The organism is Citrobacter enshiensis (genome assembly GCF_029338175.1).
In the GTDB taxonomy this organism is placed as follows: domain Bacteria; phylum Pseudomonadota; class Gammaproteobacteria; order Enterobacterales; family Enterobacteriaceae; genus Citrobacter_D; species Citrobacter_D enshiensis.
Genome location: NZ_CP119862.1, coordinates 2,628,988 through 2,645,938 on the forward strand (window position 1 = coordinate 2,628,988; position 16,951 = coordinate 2,645,938).

A 16,951-nucleotide genomic window follows, 5' to 3' on the forward strand; every position below is an offset into this window, starting at 1 on the left:
AATCATATCTGTCTCCTCAGCGCGAGCCCCTTTACCCCGTGAGCAAACGCTGAGGGTTCACACCTCAACCCCAAAAGAGGGGATTTAAATGACCTGGCTAACAGATCGTTTTGTACATATTTAGATTTTTTTGCACAAAAAGATAAATCCATGTACTTAAGACAAATGGAAATGTCAACAAAGGCAGTGACCAATAAGAAAATAATGGACTTAAAACCATGCCTGAAATCAACGTAAATGCTACACACCAAACCCCAGTGATTACATTCACCTTAAGATTTCCCTTTCCAAATAACACCACTGCCACAGACGTGAGAATAACATTGTATCCATAAAGCCCATTCACCACCTGATTTAGAGTTACATGCTCATCATATTGTGACAGGAACACGCTTAACACAGATACAAGCATCGTAATAATCAGTATTATTCGGTCACTTAACGCTAAACCAAGCATTACTAATGCACCGCCAGCGAAACTGCTCAGGAGAAATATTTCCATGTAGTTATTAATACAGGCTGTTATATAATCTACGGGGTGCAGAAACAGTTCTGATGTTTCTACAGATGATACAGTTGATGGCACATTCGCCAATAAACAAGCCAACCATGTCATCATAATAAATGGCATAGTCAGAACAGGTAAGCCCCCCAAACACTTAGCCAGCAGAGGTGTAAGAACCACAATGCCGACATTACCTGTAATTAATAAAATAACATTTTGTACCGACACTGGCGTAAATACCGATAGAGCAATACTGTAGAGAATTGCGTTGTATCCCCATATTCCGTTCTTAATTTCGTCTTCAGCGTAGTTCATCGCATAGGCCAACGTCGGTGATAATACAGCCCCGACAAGAGAATATAGAATTAATTCTGGTTTTTGCGCTTCTATACCTGCAATGACAATGGCAGCAAAAAACAATATTCCAGTGGCCGTATTTGCCTGAAGAATGACCTGTGAAAAGCCTTTAAATAAAGAGCCTATAGCAACCTTTAAGGTGAGTGTTCCTGGCATTTTCATGTTGTATTTCTATAAGTATTAGATTTGAACACCAGTGTGCGGAATGCACACTGGTGTAATTGGGGGGATTAGAAACGAACTTTCACGCCGAACATAGCCTGCGCGTCGTTATAGCCATTTTGACCAACCTGAACCCCAACATTACTCCATACATCGAGGTTTTTGTTCAGTTGACCTTCCACGCCCATCTTCACTTCGCCCAGATTGCGGGCACCTGCTTGTTTTACATCAATGCCATCCATATTTACTTGAAATTCACGGCTATTATTAATCCAGTTCATTTCAACAAACGGCTGGAATTGGCGATCTTTACCTTCATCCTGGCTTGCGTGACCTGCACCAAACAGCCTCACACCAAGACGGGTTTGCACATTACCTTTGCCACTGCCGCTCACAACGGTTCCATTGCGTTCAGTATGGTCATCCATCTTAACGTCCATAAATGTGAGCTGGCCCTGTGGCTGCAGATACCAACTCATTTTTCCAGCCTGCCCCTCATTGAGCACAAAAGTATAACCTGCTTCAAGAGAGGCCGTTATCCCCTTAGAATCATAGGATTCTGCTGATAACTCATCACCATTAACATCATTGTTGAACCAGTTATATTGTGCCCAGCTATCCACATATAAGCCGGTTTTGTCTTTTTCATTGGCGTAATAAGTCCCATACAGACCGGCGCTATAGCCACTTAATTTAGAGCGAGATGAGTTCCCTGACAGGGTATTTTTAGTATGCCCGCTCGCATAACCATAACCCGCCATGACACCCAAATGATAGCGGTCATCCCCCTGATGACTCCACTGCGCTATATCACCACCCAGCTGAATGACATAACGATTCTCCTGTGTTTTAAGTTGTCCACTGCCATCACGCCAGTTGTTATGACCGCCAACCTGACGCATCCACATGCTGGTAACTTTACGCTCCCCGGTCAACACATCGGTATATTGCGCTTCACCTAAACGATCATGCAAACGTGTATTGAACAGAGTGTTGGCTGCTGCGATATTGGCAACATAGCTTCCCCCTTCAGGACGATACACATGCACACCACTCGTAGACGGTGGGGTTGGTTTCGTTGTTGGTGGCACAATCTCCGTCGGCGGCACTGGCTCCGGTGGAGTCGGAATAAGTTGGCTGGTGAGATACCAGTTGCCATTTTTACCGACTAAAGAGTAATCATAAGCCCCCGCCACAATGCGCTCACCCTTAAATACTCCCCCGGACGTTCCTTCTACGCGAATAAGCTCGATACCTTCAATGGTAGCGGCCCCCTTCCCACCAAGGTTATCTACACTAACTGTCGTGGTCCCGCTGGTATCTCCTTTAACCACCATTTTGTCAGTTGGTGAATTATCATCGCCAAGAATGCTGGAAAAATTAATATGTCCATTATCCCCATGATAATCGCCGTTGACCGTTAACATCGCTCCCGCCGTCTTACCTAAATTGATGCTGCCAGCATTGTTCAGATGATCCACATCAGAGCTTGCGGTCATATTCCAGATACTATTCTCATCAAGCAGCTCAATACGGCCACCGTTCGAGGATTTCCCTGTCCAGCTTGCGTTCGATAACGAGAGGTCGGCTACACTCTTTTCATCAGCTTTTACATCGCCCTGAAAAATAAGATTGCTGACAGAAACATTCACATTACCTTGACGGCCTTGGTCGTCAGCGGTTGATAGAATAAACGTGCCATTATTACTCACATGACCGCCATCTAACGTAGCCAATATAGTTCCTCCCGTGACACTGAAGCTATTTCCCTGTGTACTAACGAGTTCTCCCCCCTGTTGGTTGAATGTCACTTTACCTGCATGGCTGGCTACAACAGCATCTGCACCAACCCCTAATGTGTTTATCGACGTGTCTTTCGCGCTAATCTCGGTATCGGCATCGCTCGCCCATAATCCGAAAGCATAGTCACCGCCAGTGTTGATCGCACTGCCAGAACCTAAAAGTATCTTCGCGCCTGCATTCGCTACTGCGCCATATGACTTCTCACCAGTGGTCGAGATCAGCGCACGATTTGCTTCAACCTTGGCCATATGCTGGGCATTGATACCGTAGGTTTCTGCCCCTTCGGTTTTAATATCCACATTGTCTAACTTTATAGATGAAGACTCTCCGCGCCCCCACACACCAAACGCACCATCACCCTTGGTTGCGATACCAGAAGTGCCTGTTAGTGTTACTTCAGATACGGGATCGGTCGGTAATGCATTAAGGTTGGCGACATAAATGCCGTTGGCGCCATCAGCATTAGTGACAATCGAGACATTCTCACCAGTAATTGTTCCACCGTTTCCACCGGAAATATGGATCGCATCTGAACTTGCTCCCTTGGTTTCTACGCGGCCCCCCGTTCCAAGGTCAACACTGCCTTGAGCCAATACTGAAACCGCATGAGCTTCTTTGCCAGAGGTTATCACCTCAAGCCCCGTCGTCGCCGTCACTTTGGTATCAACACCATCAACACGAATGCCATAGCCTTTATCGCCAGCGGTGTTTACTTTCGTATTTTCCAACTTCACAGAACCGCCGGAAGCTGCAAATACCCCAAATCCTAGCGAGCCGCTGGTATCAATATTGACATCACTCAGAATTACCGTCCCTTTGCTCTCGGCAGAAACACCGCGAGCACCATGCACAAAGGCTGGGGTATGTGGCCCTTTGGTTGTAATGTTCGCCTTATTGATTTCAATCCGACTACCATCACCAGAACTCAGAACACCTCTGGCATTATTATTTTCCGTCGTAATGTTCGTATTATTCAGAACAGCGGCCCCACCATTCTGGACAGCTAATCCTGTAGCATTTATTCCTTTGGTAGAAATCTCACCCCCATCAATCGAGATCTCTGCTTTATCGACATTAACGCCGATAGCATTCTTGCCTTCTGTTTTTACAGACAGACCGTTATTAACCGTAATGGATGAGTTGTTTAAAACCGATATACCGGCAGCACCTTGCCCTTTGGTCGAAATGGTTGCACCATTTTTGATTTCTACCTGAGCATCATTATTGGCATACATGCCCAGGGCATTATTACCGCCTGTAGCTAATGCTAACTTACCTTCAGCAATAAATTTTCCCATATTCGTAACGGAGATAGCATACCCCCGCTGGCCGGTTGTTGTACCAGTATCAATGTTGAGGGGGGCATTCTCAGTCTGTTCTGTGCCATCTATCTTAACAGGCGCAGCATAGGCATTGGTTAGCAACGCCCCTATCATTGAAGATAAAAGTGTTAATCGTGGGGTAAAAGAAGTTAAACGATTCTTGTTTTTCTTTGAGTAAACAGAAAGTGACATGAATAACCTCGAAAACAGTCCTTTTTTTGATATTGATAATAATTTATTAAGTCTGAAAAAATTAATATGTTTAAAATTTGTTTAATTATTTTATATTGCTATTCCCTCCCTTAGATAAAGACCGATTAAAAAAGAACAAGATTCTATCAAAAAAAAACAACACTATTAATTCGCAAAATTCGAGCAAACAATTCGAAAAAACCAACAACAAATCGTGATAATCACTCTATAAACTAATAGAGTGATTGGTGTTATTTTAATCTTACACCACTTGAAGTTATTTCCTCTCATCGGTTAAATTAATATTGCGACGTAAGGGGAAATGTATAAGTTCTCTTTAACCTCGAAAACCTTACCCTGTACCATCTTTGTTACAGGGTCTTTTTATCCCGCATGTCCCAAACGGAACGCTCCCCCCTGGCTCCCTGTGATTCAGATGCCGGAGAAACGAATCCAACGTCGAATCAATTAACGTTTATGTTCAGCACCTTTTGCATGGCTCTGTAGTGGTCCCAAAAAACTGCCCACGGTTTTTGATTAATCCACCCAAATTATTGTTACATCGTCGCACCAGACCTAATTAGACTCTGTTACAGCAAACTGACGCTCCAGAAGACGCGTTGTTCAGTATGAGTTCAGTTGACTGTAACGAACGTACAGTCTGAGTGAAAAACACGCTGCAATATCAACAAAATATAAGCAACTTGTTTAAATACTCTGCGATCGAGTGAATTCAGAAAGAAAAATACCATTTCCCTCTTGCCTCATCCTGACTCTGCCGCTAATATTCGTCCCCGTTGTCACCTACAACGTTGCGTTCATAGCTCAGTTGGTTAGAGCACCACCTTGACATGGTGGGGGTCGTTGGTTCGAGTCCAATTGAACGCACCATTTTGCGTCCGTAGCTCAGTTGGTTAGAGCACCACCTTGACATGGTGGGGGTCGGTGGTTCGAGTCCACTCGGACGCACCATTTCACAGCTTTGTGACATGGTGCCTCGCTGTTCTCATCTAATTTATCTCAAGATTTTCTCTCAATATTATCAATACTTAGTTTTATCTTACTCGCGGTCAATAAAGTGTTTTTCTGCTTTCAATTCCGTTGCCTTCCACCTGCAGCCACAACGCTTTGGTTCATCTTAGATTAGCCCCATCGATCACCAGACACTTCGCCCCGCTGAAACGTGAGGCAATCCTGGCAAAAAATCGATGTTCTATACTTAAAGAAGTGTCCCAGCAGCTGTTAAATCCCTGATGCCTTACGCCCATCCTGAGAAAATGTTTCTGAACTGATTTCGCAACTGCTCCCGCGCGTTAACGTCGCATCAGAGCAACTTCAATGAAAATGAATATCAGGACGTGGTTCAGCCATTTCCGTTTCTTACCGCCAGTACCTGAGCAACAGGCGCTCCAGAGCAACGAACTGCCAGGCGAAAATAGTCTCAGAGTCGAGCTGTTTTCGACACCGCAGATGGCGCGTTTCGGACAAAAACTGGCGCATTCCCATAAATTGTCTCCTGACCGGTTGCCTTACTATCTTCTCAAACGACTGAGCGACAATGAGGCCGTCATTACGCAAAACTGCTATCTGCTCAATGCCGGAAAAAAAGCGAGCATTATGCCCGCTGGCGAGTGGCTGTTGGACAATTACTACCTCATTGAGGAGCAGATCCGTATCGTTCGCCAGCACCTGCCGAAAAACTTCGGTAAGGGGCTACCGGCGCTGGCGTCGCCGCACCCGTGTCCACGCATTTACGATATCGCGACCGAGGCAATCGCACACGGCGACGGACGCTGGGACACCGCCAGTCTGACCAGTTATATCACCGCTTATCAGCAAGTGGCGCCGCTCACGTTAGGCGAAATATGGGCTTTACCCGGTATGCTGCGACTGGCCCTGATTGAAAATCTACGTCGCGTCAGCATAGAGGTGGTAGAAGCCCAGCAGGAACGCAATCTGGCCGACACCTGGGTTACGCGAATCGTCGAGTGCGCCGAGAATACCCCCGCCGACCTGATCATGGTGATTGCCGATCTGGCGCGCTCCCGCCCTCCGCTGAGCAGTGCATTTGTGGCCGAACTGGTTCGCCGCCTGCAGGGGCGCGGCAATGTGCTGGCGCTGCCGCTGACCTGGATTGAGCAACGTCTTGCTGAGCAGGGCGTCACCGCCGATGCCCTCATTCATCGTTTCAACCAACAGCTCGCCGCCAGTCAGCTTTCAGTAAGCAACAGTATCACCGGTTTGCGTTTACTGAGTGAAACCAACTGGGCCGATTTCGCTGAAGCCATGAGCGTGGTGGAACAGACGTTACGTCAGGACCCTGCCGGTATCTATCCCCTGATGCACTTTGATACCCGCGACCATTACCGCCATGTGATTGAAATTCTGGCCCGGGGCAGCCGCTTCAGCGAACCCGACGTCGCCCGACGCGTGCTCACGCTCTCCAGAGAATCCCCCCCTGACACACCGGGACGCCATATTGGCTATTTTTTGATGGGCGAAGGCCGCCAGCGCCTGGAAATACAGCTGTCAGCCGACACCTCGCGGTTCATCCGCCTGCGGCACAGTTTCAACCAGATCCCCCTGCTCTCCTGGCTTGGCAGCCTGAGCCTGTTGACGACGGCGGCGACGGCCGAAATAGTGCACAAAACGGCGCTTTCGGGGATGGGCTGGCTACTGATACCGCTGGCGATACCGCTGATTGTGGCGATCAGCCAACTGGCAAGCGATCTGTTGAGTGAGGCGACCACCCGTTTTCGCTCACCGCGACCGCTACCGCGAATGGATTTTTCTGCCGGTATCCCGCAGGGTTCCGCAACTATGGTAGTGATCCCCTGTCTGCTGAACGATCGCGAAAGTATCAGCAAACTCATTACCCGTCTTGAGGTTTGCTGGCTTGGTAATCAGAGCGAGCATCTCTGTTTCGCCCTGTTGACCGACTTCATTGATTCAGCGAATGAAAACTCGCCGGAAAACAGCGAACTGCTCGATCAGGCTCTCTCACAGATGCAGGATCTTAACCGGCGCTATCCGGCCAGCCGTCCCCGCTTTTATCTGCTCCATCGGGCACCTGAATGGAACCCGCCCCAGGGCGTATGGATGGGTTATGAACGCAAACGGGGCAAACTGGCGTTGCTCAACAGCTGGTTGCGTCATCCTGACACACAATTCTCCAGCGTGGCGGGGCTGCCTGCTGATCTGTTACCGGAGGCGATCCGGTATGTGATTACGCTGGACAGTGATACGGTTCTGCCCCGTGATACCGCACATAAGCTGGTCGCGACGATGGCGCATCCGCTGAACCGGCCGGAATATGACCCCGCACACCAGCGGGTGGTCAAAGGATATGGAATTTTACAGCCAGGGCTGGCGGAAGAGATGCCGCGTAACGGACAGGGGCGCTATGCCGCCATGTGCAGCAGCGTACCGGGCAACAACCCGTACTCGATGATGTCTTCCGATATCTATCAGGATCTCTTCGGAGAGGGGTCGTTTGTCGGGAAAGGAATTTACGATGTCGATATCTTTGTTCAGGCCACAAAAAATACCTGCCCTGAAAATCTGGTCCTTAGCCATGACTTACTGGAAGGGTGTTATGCCCGTTCGGGTCTGCTGAGCGAGGTCTTACTTTACGAACAATACCCGAATAATTACCTTACCGACGTTGCACGGAGAACCCGCTGGATCCGCGGGGACTGGCAGTTGCTTAACTGGCTCAAACTCCGCGTCAGAAAAGCGGATGGAACTCACGATAAAAACCCGTTATCCGCGCTTTCTTACTGGAAATTATTCGATAATCTGCGGCGCAGCCTGGTGGCGCCGTCGTTGCTGGCGCTTCTCTTTTGCACGCTGGTGTGGGTACCCAATCCATTTTACTGGCTGGGCGTCCTGGCGCTGGTATGGCTACTGCCCACGGCGATGGCCGTCACCCACGATCTCATCAGGAAACCCGCCCGCCGTCCCGTGGGGCAACATCTGCTGCTGGTTGCGACCGGCGCATTGAAGCGGCTTTCCCGCATCGGGTTGAACATTGTCACCTTACCGCATGAAGCCGGGTACTCTTTATACGCCATTGCCGTGACGCTGTGGCGGCTGGGGTTCAGTCAACGCAACCTCAGTCAGTGGGCCAGCTTCAGCCCGGACAGCGATCGGACGAAGACATCCCCCGTGCGCTTTTACCGGGCGATGTGGATGAATGTGGTCAGCGGCGTGGCGTTAACGGTGCTGACCGCGCAGGTTGCGCCGGGGTTCTCAGCGATCGCCTTGCCGGTCAGTATCATGTGGTGCCTGGCGCCACTGCTGCTGAGCTGGATGAGCCGCCCGCCAGTACGTAACGCATTTTCGCCCAATAAAGAGCAGAAACAGCTGTTACGGCAGACGAGCCGTGAAATCTGGGCTTTTTTTGAAACCTTCACGACGGAAAATGAGAACTGGCTTACGCCTGACAATTATCAGGAAATACCGCAGCCGGTGGTCGCCCACCGAACTTCCCCCACTAACATTGGTCTGTCGCTGATGGCCAACCTGACCGCGTGGGATTTGGGCTATTTGCCCATCGGTGAGGTGTTGCAGCGCATCACACTCACCCTCGACGCGATGGATAAAATGGAGCACTTTCGCGGTCATTTGTATAACTGGTATGACACCCGCACCCTTGCGCCCCTCAACCCCCGTTATGTTTCAAGCGTCGACAGCGGCAATATGGCAGGCCATTTACTGACTCTGCGCGAAGGGCTGTCTGCCCTGCGCAATCAGCCGGTCTTAAACAGCGAACAGGTGCTGGCCGGACTGGACGACACGCTGAGTATCCTGGAAAAACACTGGGGACAGAACGCGCCAACCGGGCTGCGACTGCTGCGCAAACATTGTCACAGCGCCACCTCGTTGCCTCCGGCGCTGTTGTTTACCGAACTCAAAAAAATGCGCACTCAAAGCAACCATCTGACGGCGTTGTGCCATCACGAAGACCATCTTGTGCTGCGCTGGACAGAACACTTACAACATCAACTGGTGCTGATCTGCCACGAATGGACGCATTTGCTGGGCTGGTTAACGCCAGAGTATGACGCGCAGGCGCTGCCGTCTCTGAACTGGCTTGCCCAGGCAACATTTACCGGCGAAGGAACACCTCCGGCATCGACAATCGCGCTGGCACGCATGCGACTGAATATTATCACCGAGCTGGAACAGCGGCTGAATGAGCATGCACGCATGGATTTCACCTTCCTGTACAGCAACGTGACCAGCCTGCTCAGCATTGGCTACAACTGCGACAGTAATACGCTGGATAAGAGCCACTATGATCTGTTGCCCTCCGAAATTCGCCTGACCAGTTTTCTCGCCATCGCAACCAACCAGTTGCCGCTCAAAAGCTGGTACGCCCTGGGGCGGCTGTTCACCACCATTGAGAAAGAAACCGCGCTGATGTCCTGGAGCGGCTCAATGTTTGAATATCTGATGCCCAATCTGGTGATGCCCACCTGTCCCGGCAGCCTGCTTGACGACATGAGCCAGTCGGCGGTGATGCGCCAGATTCACTGGGGAAAAGAGCGCGGGGTGCCGTGGGGCGTTTCAGAGTCTGGCTACCACGCGTTTGATGTTCAGCACAATTATCAGTATCAGGCATTTGGCGTACCGGGCCTGGGTCTTCGCCGGGGGCTGGCCGACGATATGGTGGTCGCCCCTTACGCCACGCTACTGGCACTGATGATTTCACCACAGAAGGCCTGTGAGAACCTGGCAAGGCTGGAGAAAACCGGCGCTCGCGGCGAATACGGTTTTTATGAAGCGCTGGACTATACGCCGTCACGCCTGGCAACCGGACAACTGTATGCCGTGGTGCAGTCATGGATGGCGCACCATCAGGGCATGGCCTTTCAGGCTCTGGCTCACGTGTTGCTTAACGCCCCAATGGCCGACAGATTCATGTCGAGTACGGCATTTCAGTCGGCGAGCCTGCTGTTGCAGGAGCGGGTGCCGGATGCGGTCGATCTCTACAGCCCGCGCCGTCATTTTGAGTCTCATGAAGGGAGAGTCAAACCGGTTCGCTACGAACCCCGCATTTTCACCCGGGTAGACAGTCTGGTTCCTGAAGTACAGCTATTGTCCAATAGCCATTACCATCTGATGATGACGCCTGGCGGCGGTGGTTACAGCCGCTGGAACGATATCGCCCTCACCCGCTGGCACAGCGATACCACCCGCGATAACTGGGGGGCATTCTGCTATATCAGCGATACGCAAACGGGTGAAGTCTGGAGCAATACCTGGCAACCCACGGCAGATAACAACTGTCACGATGAAGTGATATTTACCGATGCGGGCGCGGAATTCAGACGCACGCTCGGCGCGATCAGCGTCAAAACGCAGATTGTGGTCTCGCCGGAAGATGATATTGAACTGCGGCGGGTAACGCTGCTGCATCATGGCCGTCACCCACGTCTCCTGGAACTGACGACCTACGCAGAAGTGGTACTGGCGCCTGCGGCCAGCGATCTGGCGCATCCGGCATTCAGCAATTTATTTATCCAGACTGAGCTTATCCCCGCCCAGAATGCCATCCTCTGTCACCGACGTCCTCGCTCTCCGGATGAACCAGGTCCCTGGCTGTTTCACATGATGGTGGTGCATGGCGACACGCGGAAGACCGTCTCGTTTGAAACCGACAGAGCGAAATTTCTCGGTCGCGGCAGAAGCCCGGCAGAAGCTCTGACGGTCAGACAACACGGGCCGCTCAGCAACACGGCGGGATCCGTGCTGGATCCGGTACTGGCGATACGCCACGCCGTCATCCTGCAACCCGGACAGCCGGTGATTATTGATATCCTTTATGGTCTCAGTGAAAGCCGTCAGCAAAGCCTGGCGCTACTGGAAAAATATCGCGATCACCCCATCGCCGATCGCGTCTTCGAACTGGCCTGGTCACACAGTCTGGTGGTATTACGGCAGATTAACGCCAATGAAGATGATGCCGCGCTGTTTAATCGCCTCGCCAGCGCGATCCTATACCCCTGCCAGGAGCTGCGTGCCGACAGCCAGATAATCAGCCGTAACCGGCGCGGACAGTCGGGTCTGTGGGGCTGGGCGATTTCTGGCGATCTGCCCATTGTGCTTCTCAGCATCACCAGCGAGGAGAGCATGCCCTCCGTTACCACGCTGATTCAGGCGCACCGCTACTGGCGGCTAAAAGGGCTGGCGGTGGATTTAGTGATTCTGAATGACAGTCCGGGAGGTTATCAGCAGGCACTGCAAAACCAGATTATGGATCTGATTTATGCCGGTTCTGAAGCCAGTCAACTGGATAAATCCGGCGGGATTTTTGTCCGTAATGGCGAGCATCTTTCCGCCGAAGACAAGCTGCTTTTGCTGAGTGTGGCGCACCTGTATCTGGATGACCGCGCAGGCGGGCTGAATGAGCAGCTTGATCAGCGCATTCATCTCCCTAAAACATCCGTGCGGCCTTTTATTCCGCACGTTGGGCCGGGGATAAACCAGCATCTCCCCTGGACACCGGATACCGATCAGCTGCTCCATTTCAACGGTCTTGGCGGTTTTTCTCAGGATGGTCGTGAATATCAGATTGTGCTCAGGGAAAACGAACCGACGCCCGCCCCATGGTCAAACGTGCTGGCAAATGCCGGTTTTGGCAGCGTATTGTCGGAAGCGGGACAGGCCTATAGCTGGTATATGAATGCCCATGAATACCGGTTAACGCCGTGGGAAAATGACCCGGTCAGCGACCGCAGCGGCGAAGCCTTCTTTTTGCGTGATGAAGAGAGCGGCGTGTGCTGGTCGCCGACCACGCTGCCGGTACGCGGCGAGGGGGATTATCTTACCCGCCACGGTTTCGGCTACAGTGTGTTCTCTCATCGTGAGCGCGGCATCGACAGCGAACTGACGGTGCTGGTTGCCGAACAGGCTGCGGTTAAACTGGCGATCCTGACGCTCAGTAACAACTCCGGGCGCACGCGCAGACTGTCAGTTACGGGCTACGTGGAATGGACTCTGGGTGAATCCCGGGCACGATCCGCGCTGCATGTTGTCACCCATGCGGCAAGCGTTGCCGGTGGATGCGGCGTGATGGCCAATAATTTTTATGGTGCCAGCGGTGCCGGACGCACCGCATTTTTTGCAGTTACCGGCGTGCATTGCTCGCTGACGGGCGATCGCCGCGAGTTTCTCGGTCGTCAGGGTTCACTGCAAAAACCGGCGGCATTAAGCCTGCGCAGGCTGTCTGATAAAACAGGCGCCGGTCTTGATCCCTGCGGTGCAGTGCAGTCTGCGACCACACTTATCGATGGCGATCAACGGACGTTTATTTTTGTGCTCGGCGTTGGCGAAGATCAGGCTCAAGCCCAGGCAACGCTCACCCGCTATCTCAACGAAGAGGCCGTGCGCGAAGAGCTGAACAAGGTTCATCGCTACTGGCACCACATGCTCGATAAAATGGTGATCAACACGCCGGACAGTACCGTTAATTTACTGGTGAACGGCTGGCTTCTATACCAGACGATGGCCTGTCGCCTGATGGCGCGCAGCGGCTACTATCAGTCCGGGGGCGCGTTTGGTTTTCGCGATCAGTTGCAGGATACGCTGGCGTTGAGTCACACCGCGCCGCAACGGTTGCGCGAGCAGATTGTCCTCTGTGCGTCACGGCAGTTCACTGAAGGCGATGTTCAACACTGGTGGCACCCGCCTCAGGGCAGTGGCGTGCGCACTCGTTGTTCGGATGACTATCTCTGGCTGCCGCTGGCCGTCTGTCACTACGTGGCAACAACCGGAGACGCAGAGGTACTGGAACAAACCATACCTTATCTGGAAGGTCGCCTGCTCCAGCCGGGCGAAGAGTCCGTTTACGACACGCCGGTGACCAGCGCCATCGAAGAAACGCTCTGGTTACACTGCGTGAAAGCGATTCGGCATGGGTTACAGTTTGGGCAACATGGCCTGCCGCTCATCGGGGCAGGCGACTGGAATGACGGGATGAACCGGGTCGGTATTGAAGGTAAAGGTGAAAGCGTCTGGCTGGGGTTCTTCCTGTATGACATTTTACTGCGCTTTGCCGATCTTGCCGAACAGCGTCAGGACGCCAGTATTGCTTTGCTGTGTCGTACGCAGGCAGTGCAATTACAGAAAAACCTCGATGTCTCTGGCTGGGACGGCGAATGGTACCGGCGCGGATATTTTGATGGCGGCGAACCTCTGGGTTCCGGGCTTTCGCAGGATTGTCAGATTGATGCCATCGCACAAAGCTGGTCCGTACTCTCCGGTGCCGGAAGTCCCGAACGCAGCGCCCGAGCCATGCAGTCGCTGGATGACCGTCTGGTAGACCGCGATGCTGGCCTGATCAAACTGCTGGCGCCACCGTTCGATGGTCGCGGACCGAATCCGGGTTACATTCAGGGATATCTGCCCGGCGTGCGGGAAAACGGTGGACAGTATACGCATGGCGCGATCTGGGCGATCATGGCGTTTGCCCGGATGGGTAAAACCGCGCGCGCCTGGCAGTTGTGGTCGATGATCAATCCGATAAACCATGCGCGAAATGCCAGCGAAGTAGAAATATATAAAGCGGAGCCCTACGTCATGAGTGCGGATGTCTACAGCGTCGCGCCGCATACCGGACGTGCCGGGTGGAGTTGGTATACAGGATCTTCTGGCTGGGCATACCGGCTGCTGGCTGAGGAACTACTGGGAATTAAACGTTACAAAGACACCTTCACTGTTCACGCTCAGTTGCCTGATGCGTGGCCGTCACTCAGCCTGACGTATCAGCATGGTCAGAGCTGGTATCACATCACCATTTCGCGCGGCAGCGAGGAATATCGGGTCACACTGGATAGCAACACACTGCCAGATGATAAAATCCCGCTGCGGGATGACGGGCAAAACCATACGGTTGATATCCTGCAAAAGTGATGCCGTCGTAAAATGCGCATTAACGTCTGCCGTTAATGCGTTGATTATCTCTGAGAACATCAATCGCGGTCTGCATCGCCACTTTATCATCCCTTCTTTTTTGCTTTCCCTGCATGACCTGAAGGTACTCAAGCAGCGTCCGGGTGTTAATTGGCCGGCCCTGTTTACCAACAGCCAGCACGGCTTCGCCAAGGATAATTTTCACTGGCGGCAATTGTGCCGGGTACCAGTCAAGAGTGTCTTCTGATTTCATTATAAATTTCTCATGGAAGGGCATTATATCACAATATCCTGTCTTACTCTCTGGCGCGTTCCCCAGACACAGAACCAAACACATATAAGCTCAATATTATTAAATATAGGCGTATACTTAATTATTAAACTTCTGGAGTGTTAATTTATGTCTTATACAAGTGGCTTGCGAAAATTTAAAGAAAGACCTGTGCATGTAACCTGCCCTGCCTGTAACCACAGGGCAGACCAAAAAGCAGGTAAACTGCGAAAAGATGCGGTGCTGGAATGTCCTTCATGCGGGCTGTTATTTCTACCATCAGAATGCTGGTGCATTGGCGGCTAGCCAGCAATTCCCTCTTCGAAAGAAAACGAAACAGGAAAATGACCACATATCAATGTGATACTGTGATCAAGGTGAATCTCATGAAAAACAAAAAAGTTGTTTTTATTGAAGGGCATATCATTGCAAACCGCCTTTTTGGAGATGCAAGCCCCCCTTTTTGTATCCACAGGGTTATGTTCAGCAACGGAAAATATGCGATCGTTCGGGCTGCATCCGGGATATGCTTCAAACCCGGAGACGTTATTCAACGAAACGATTGCGAATGGTTTTTCAACGATGAAAAAACTCGCCTGCTCTCCTTCGAATATCTCGAAGAAAATGAATCTCAGAGGCAACTGCTTGAATATTAATAATGTATTACTGAATTTATGAACAGATAAAAAATCACTGATGTAAATACGAGACTTAGAATACAGGATGACTTGAAAGGTGTGCCGCAACGCTTTATTTCATCCTGAGACACTGTTGCGCACATTGACGTACCGATCATCGCGACTAAGGCTTTTGCCAGTGGTGATTATGATGAATGCATTCTGTTGGAATTTCGTTGGCATAGCAAATATGGCATCAGTTATCGCTAACAGCAGAAAATGCTCTCTGCATTCGACGTCAGTGTTAGCATGGTAATAATTCTAACGAAAAGGCGTCGTTCAGTTTATTACTCCCGATCATTTATAGCTGCACCATCCAAACGGCTGAGCATGATTAAAACTGGTTAAAAATCATTAACCTTCAAATAATTTCAACCAGTTTTTTGCATCGTGCAAATTCACTATCTGAATGAGATTTTAAACACTGAGACATGCCATCACCTCAGTGCTATAAAATCACATCAAACAGAGTAATAACTATCAGAACTTTCAACCATTAAAGGTTATTATTCATTTTCTTCGCAGATATTATTTGGCTTCGTTACCGTAAAACCAGGTAAGTCCCCATAATCAACCTGGATATCTTTCATATTTAATATAATGTCATCTGTTACATCATATTGTTGTTCTGAAGCAATCACATGCTCACTATTCAGTATCATCGCCAGCTCATTGCCACTCCGGTAACGTTCTACCTCTTTAAGAATTGCTCCCAGGCTGGCGGCACGCGCATTCTGCTGTTCAATCCCCCATGACTGGTTAATATTAGCAATATCAACTGCGCGGTTTCTCTCTTTTTCTTCTTCCGACATGTCCAGATAGGCTTCCTGTGCTGCCTGCTCAGCGCCCATCAGAACCTCTTTTACTTCTTGCAGTCGTGCTAACTCTAGTTGACCAACCGGTGACTCATTGAGAACCCGTACTAAATTAACATATGCTATTTTATTGAACATAAACTCACCTATAAATATCACAACATAAATATTAAAATATATGCACTCAGTATTAATTAATGTGCGACTGAGACATCTGATTTATCTTCCTGAGGGGCATCAGCAGATTTTTCATTCGCAACTGGGTTATCGGTAACGCTGATTTTCGGCAAGTCACCATAATTAACTTTCTTTTTCTCCAGTTGTTTAATAAGGTCATTGGTGATATCCGCCCCCTCTTTCGCTGCAAGTATTGAGGTACTGACCATGACATAATCAATCTTGTGGCTGGCGCGATAGTTTTCTGCTTCCTCTGTGATAGCTTTGATGCTCACCTCACGGCTATGTTGCTGTTCAGCTATCCATACTTGATTGAGCGTCAAATTATCTGCCTCACGGCTTTGCTGTTGTTGTTTTTCTGACATAGCCGTATATTTTTCTTTTGCATCACTTTCAGCTTTGAGTAATACAGCTTTAATATCTTGATTATGTTTAGTTTCTTGTTTGCCAATAGATGATTCGTTAAGCACCTTAGCAATATCCACATAAGCAACTTTCGATTGGTTTGCTCCCAACTGGTCACAACCGCTCAAACCAATAACCATTACGCAAACGGCAGAAATGTATTTTAAGCCATTTAATTTTATGTTTTTCATACTTCTTTCTCTCTCAAGATATTAAATTCACAAATAATAACGATATCAAAAAACATTACAGGATGTTGATAATTACACCCTACCTCTCGAAAAAATATAACAATACCATTCAGGTGCATTTTATGAAAATAAAATTAATACATTTAATCATTCAAC

8 protein-coding genes and 2 tRNA genes are annotated in these 16,951 nt (G+C 50.1%); 5 read left to right on the plus strand and 5 right to left on the minus strand.

Annotated elements, in window-relative coordinates; genetic code table 11:
- Positions 1 to 97 precede the first annotated feature (97 nt).
- Positions 98 to 1,024 (minus strand): urea transporter, encoded by a 927-nt coding sequence (locus tag P2W74_RS12835; RefSeq protein WP_276291885.1) that lies wholly within the window; start codon positions 1,022 to 1,024, stop codon positions 98 to 100.
- Positions 1,025 to 1,092: 68 nt separating this feature from the next.
- Positions 1,093 to 4,341, minus strand: a complete 3,249-nt coding sequence (locus P2W74_RS12840; protein ID WP_276291886.1) for an autotransporter outer membrane beta-barrel domain-containing protein — start codon at positions 4,339 to 4,341, stop codon at positions 1,093 to 1,095.
- Positions 4,342 to 5,155: 814 nt separating this feature from the next.
- Here P2W74_RS12840 and P2W74_RS12845 point away from each other — a divergent pair.
- The 3 genes from P2W74_RS12845 (at position 5,156) to P2W74_RS12855 (ending at position 14,259) form a co-directional block, all read left to right on the plus strand.
- Positions 5,156 to 5,232: transfer RNA gene (locus P2W74_RS12845), tRNA-Val, on the plus strand.
- Positions 5,233 to 5,236: 4 nt separating this feature from the next.
- A tRNA-Val gene (locus tag P2W74_RS12850) sits at positions 5,237 to 5,313 on the plus strand.
- Positions 5,314 to 5,679: 366 nt separating this feature from the next.
- Positions 5,680 to 14,259, plus strand: a complete 8,580-nt coding sequence (locus P2W74_RS12855) for a GH36-type glycosyl hydrolase domain-containing protein (RefSeq protein WP_276291887.1) — start codon at positions 5,680 to 5,682, stop codon at positions 14,257 to 14,259.
- Positions 14,260 to 14,278: 19 nt separating this feature from the next.
- Here P2W74_RS12855 and P2W74_RS12860 read toward each other — a convergent pair whose 3' ends face one another.
- The gene (locus tag P2W74_RS12860; protein WP_007374831.1) at positions 14,279 to 14,512 is read right to left on the minus strand and encodes a hypothetical protein; all 234 of its coding nucleotides are present in this window, start codon (positions 14,510 to 14,512) and stop codon (positions 14,279 to 14,281) included.
- Positions 14,513 to 14,659: 147 nt separating this feature from the next.
- Between P2W74_RS12860 and P2W74_RS23615 the strand changes: the two genes are divergently transcribed.
- Both P2W74_RS23615 and P2W74_RS12870 read left to right on the plus strand, forming a co-directional pair.
- Positions 14,660 to 14,836: a YnfU family zinc-binding protein gene (locus tag P2W74_RS23615; protein ID WP_276291888.1), complete on the plus strand. Its 177-nt coding sequence runs from the start codon at positions 14,660 to 14,662 to the stop codon at positions 14,834 to 14,836.
- An 80-nt stretch (positions 14,837 to 14,916) separates the two neighbouring features.
- Positions 14,917 to 15,186 carry a hypothetical protein gene (locus P2W74_RS12870; RefSeq protein ID WP_276291889.1) on the plus strand — a complete coding sequence of 90 codons (270 nt, stop codon included), beginning with the start codon at positions 14,917 to 14,919 and terminating at the stop codon, positions 15,184 to 15,186.
- 527 nt (positions 15,187 to 15,713) lie between these two features.
- Here P2W74_RS12870 and P2W74_RS12875 read toward each other — a convergent pair.
- Positions 15,714 to 16,160, minus strand: a complete 447-nt coding sequence (locus tag P2W74_RS12875) for an OmpH/Skp family outer membrane protein (RefSeq protein WP_276291890.1) — start codon at positions 16,158 to 16,160, stop codon at positions 15,714 to 15,716.
- Between the two features lie 56 nt (positions 16,161 to 16,216).
- The gene (locus P2W74_RS12880; protein WP_276291891.1) at positions 16,217 to 16,795 is read right to left on the minus strand and encodes an OmpH/Skp family outer membrane protein; all 579 of its coding nucleotides are present in this window, start codon (positions 16,793 to 16,795) and stop codon (positions 16,217 to 16,219) included.
- Between the last annotated feature and the right edge of the window lie 156 nt (positions 16,796 to 16,951).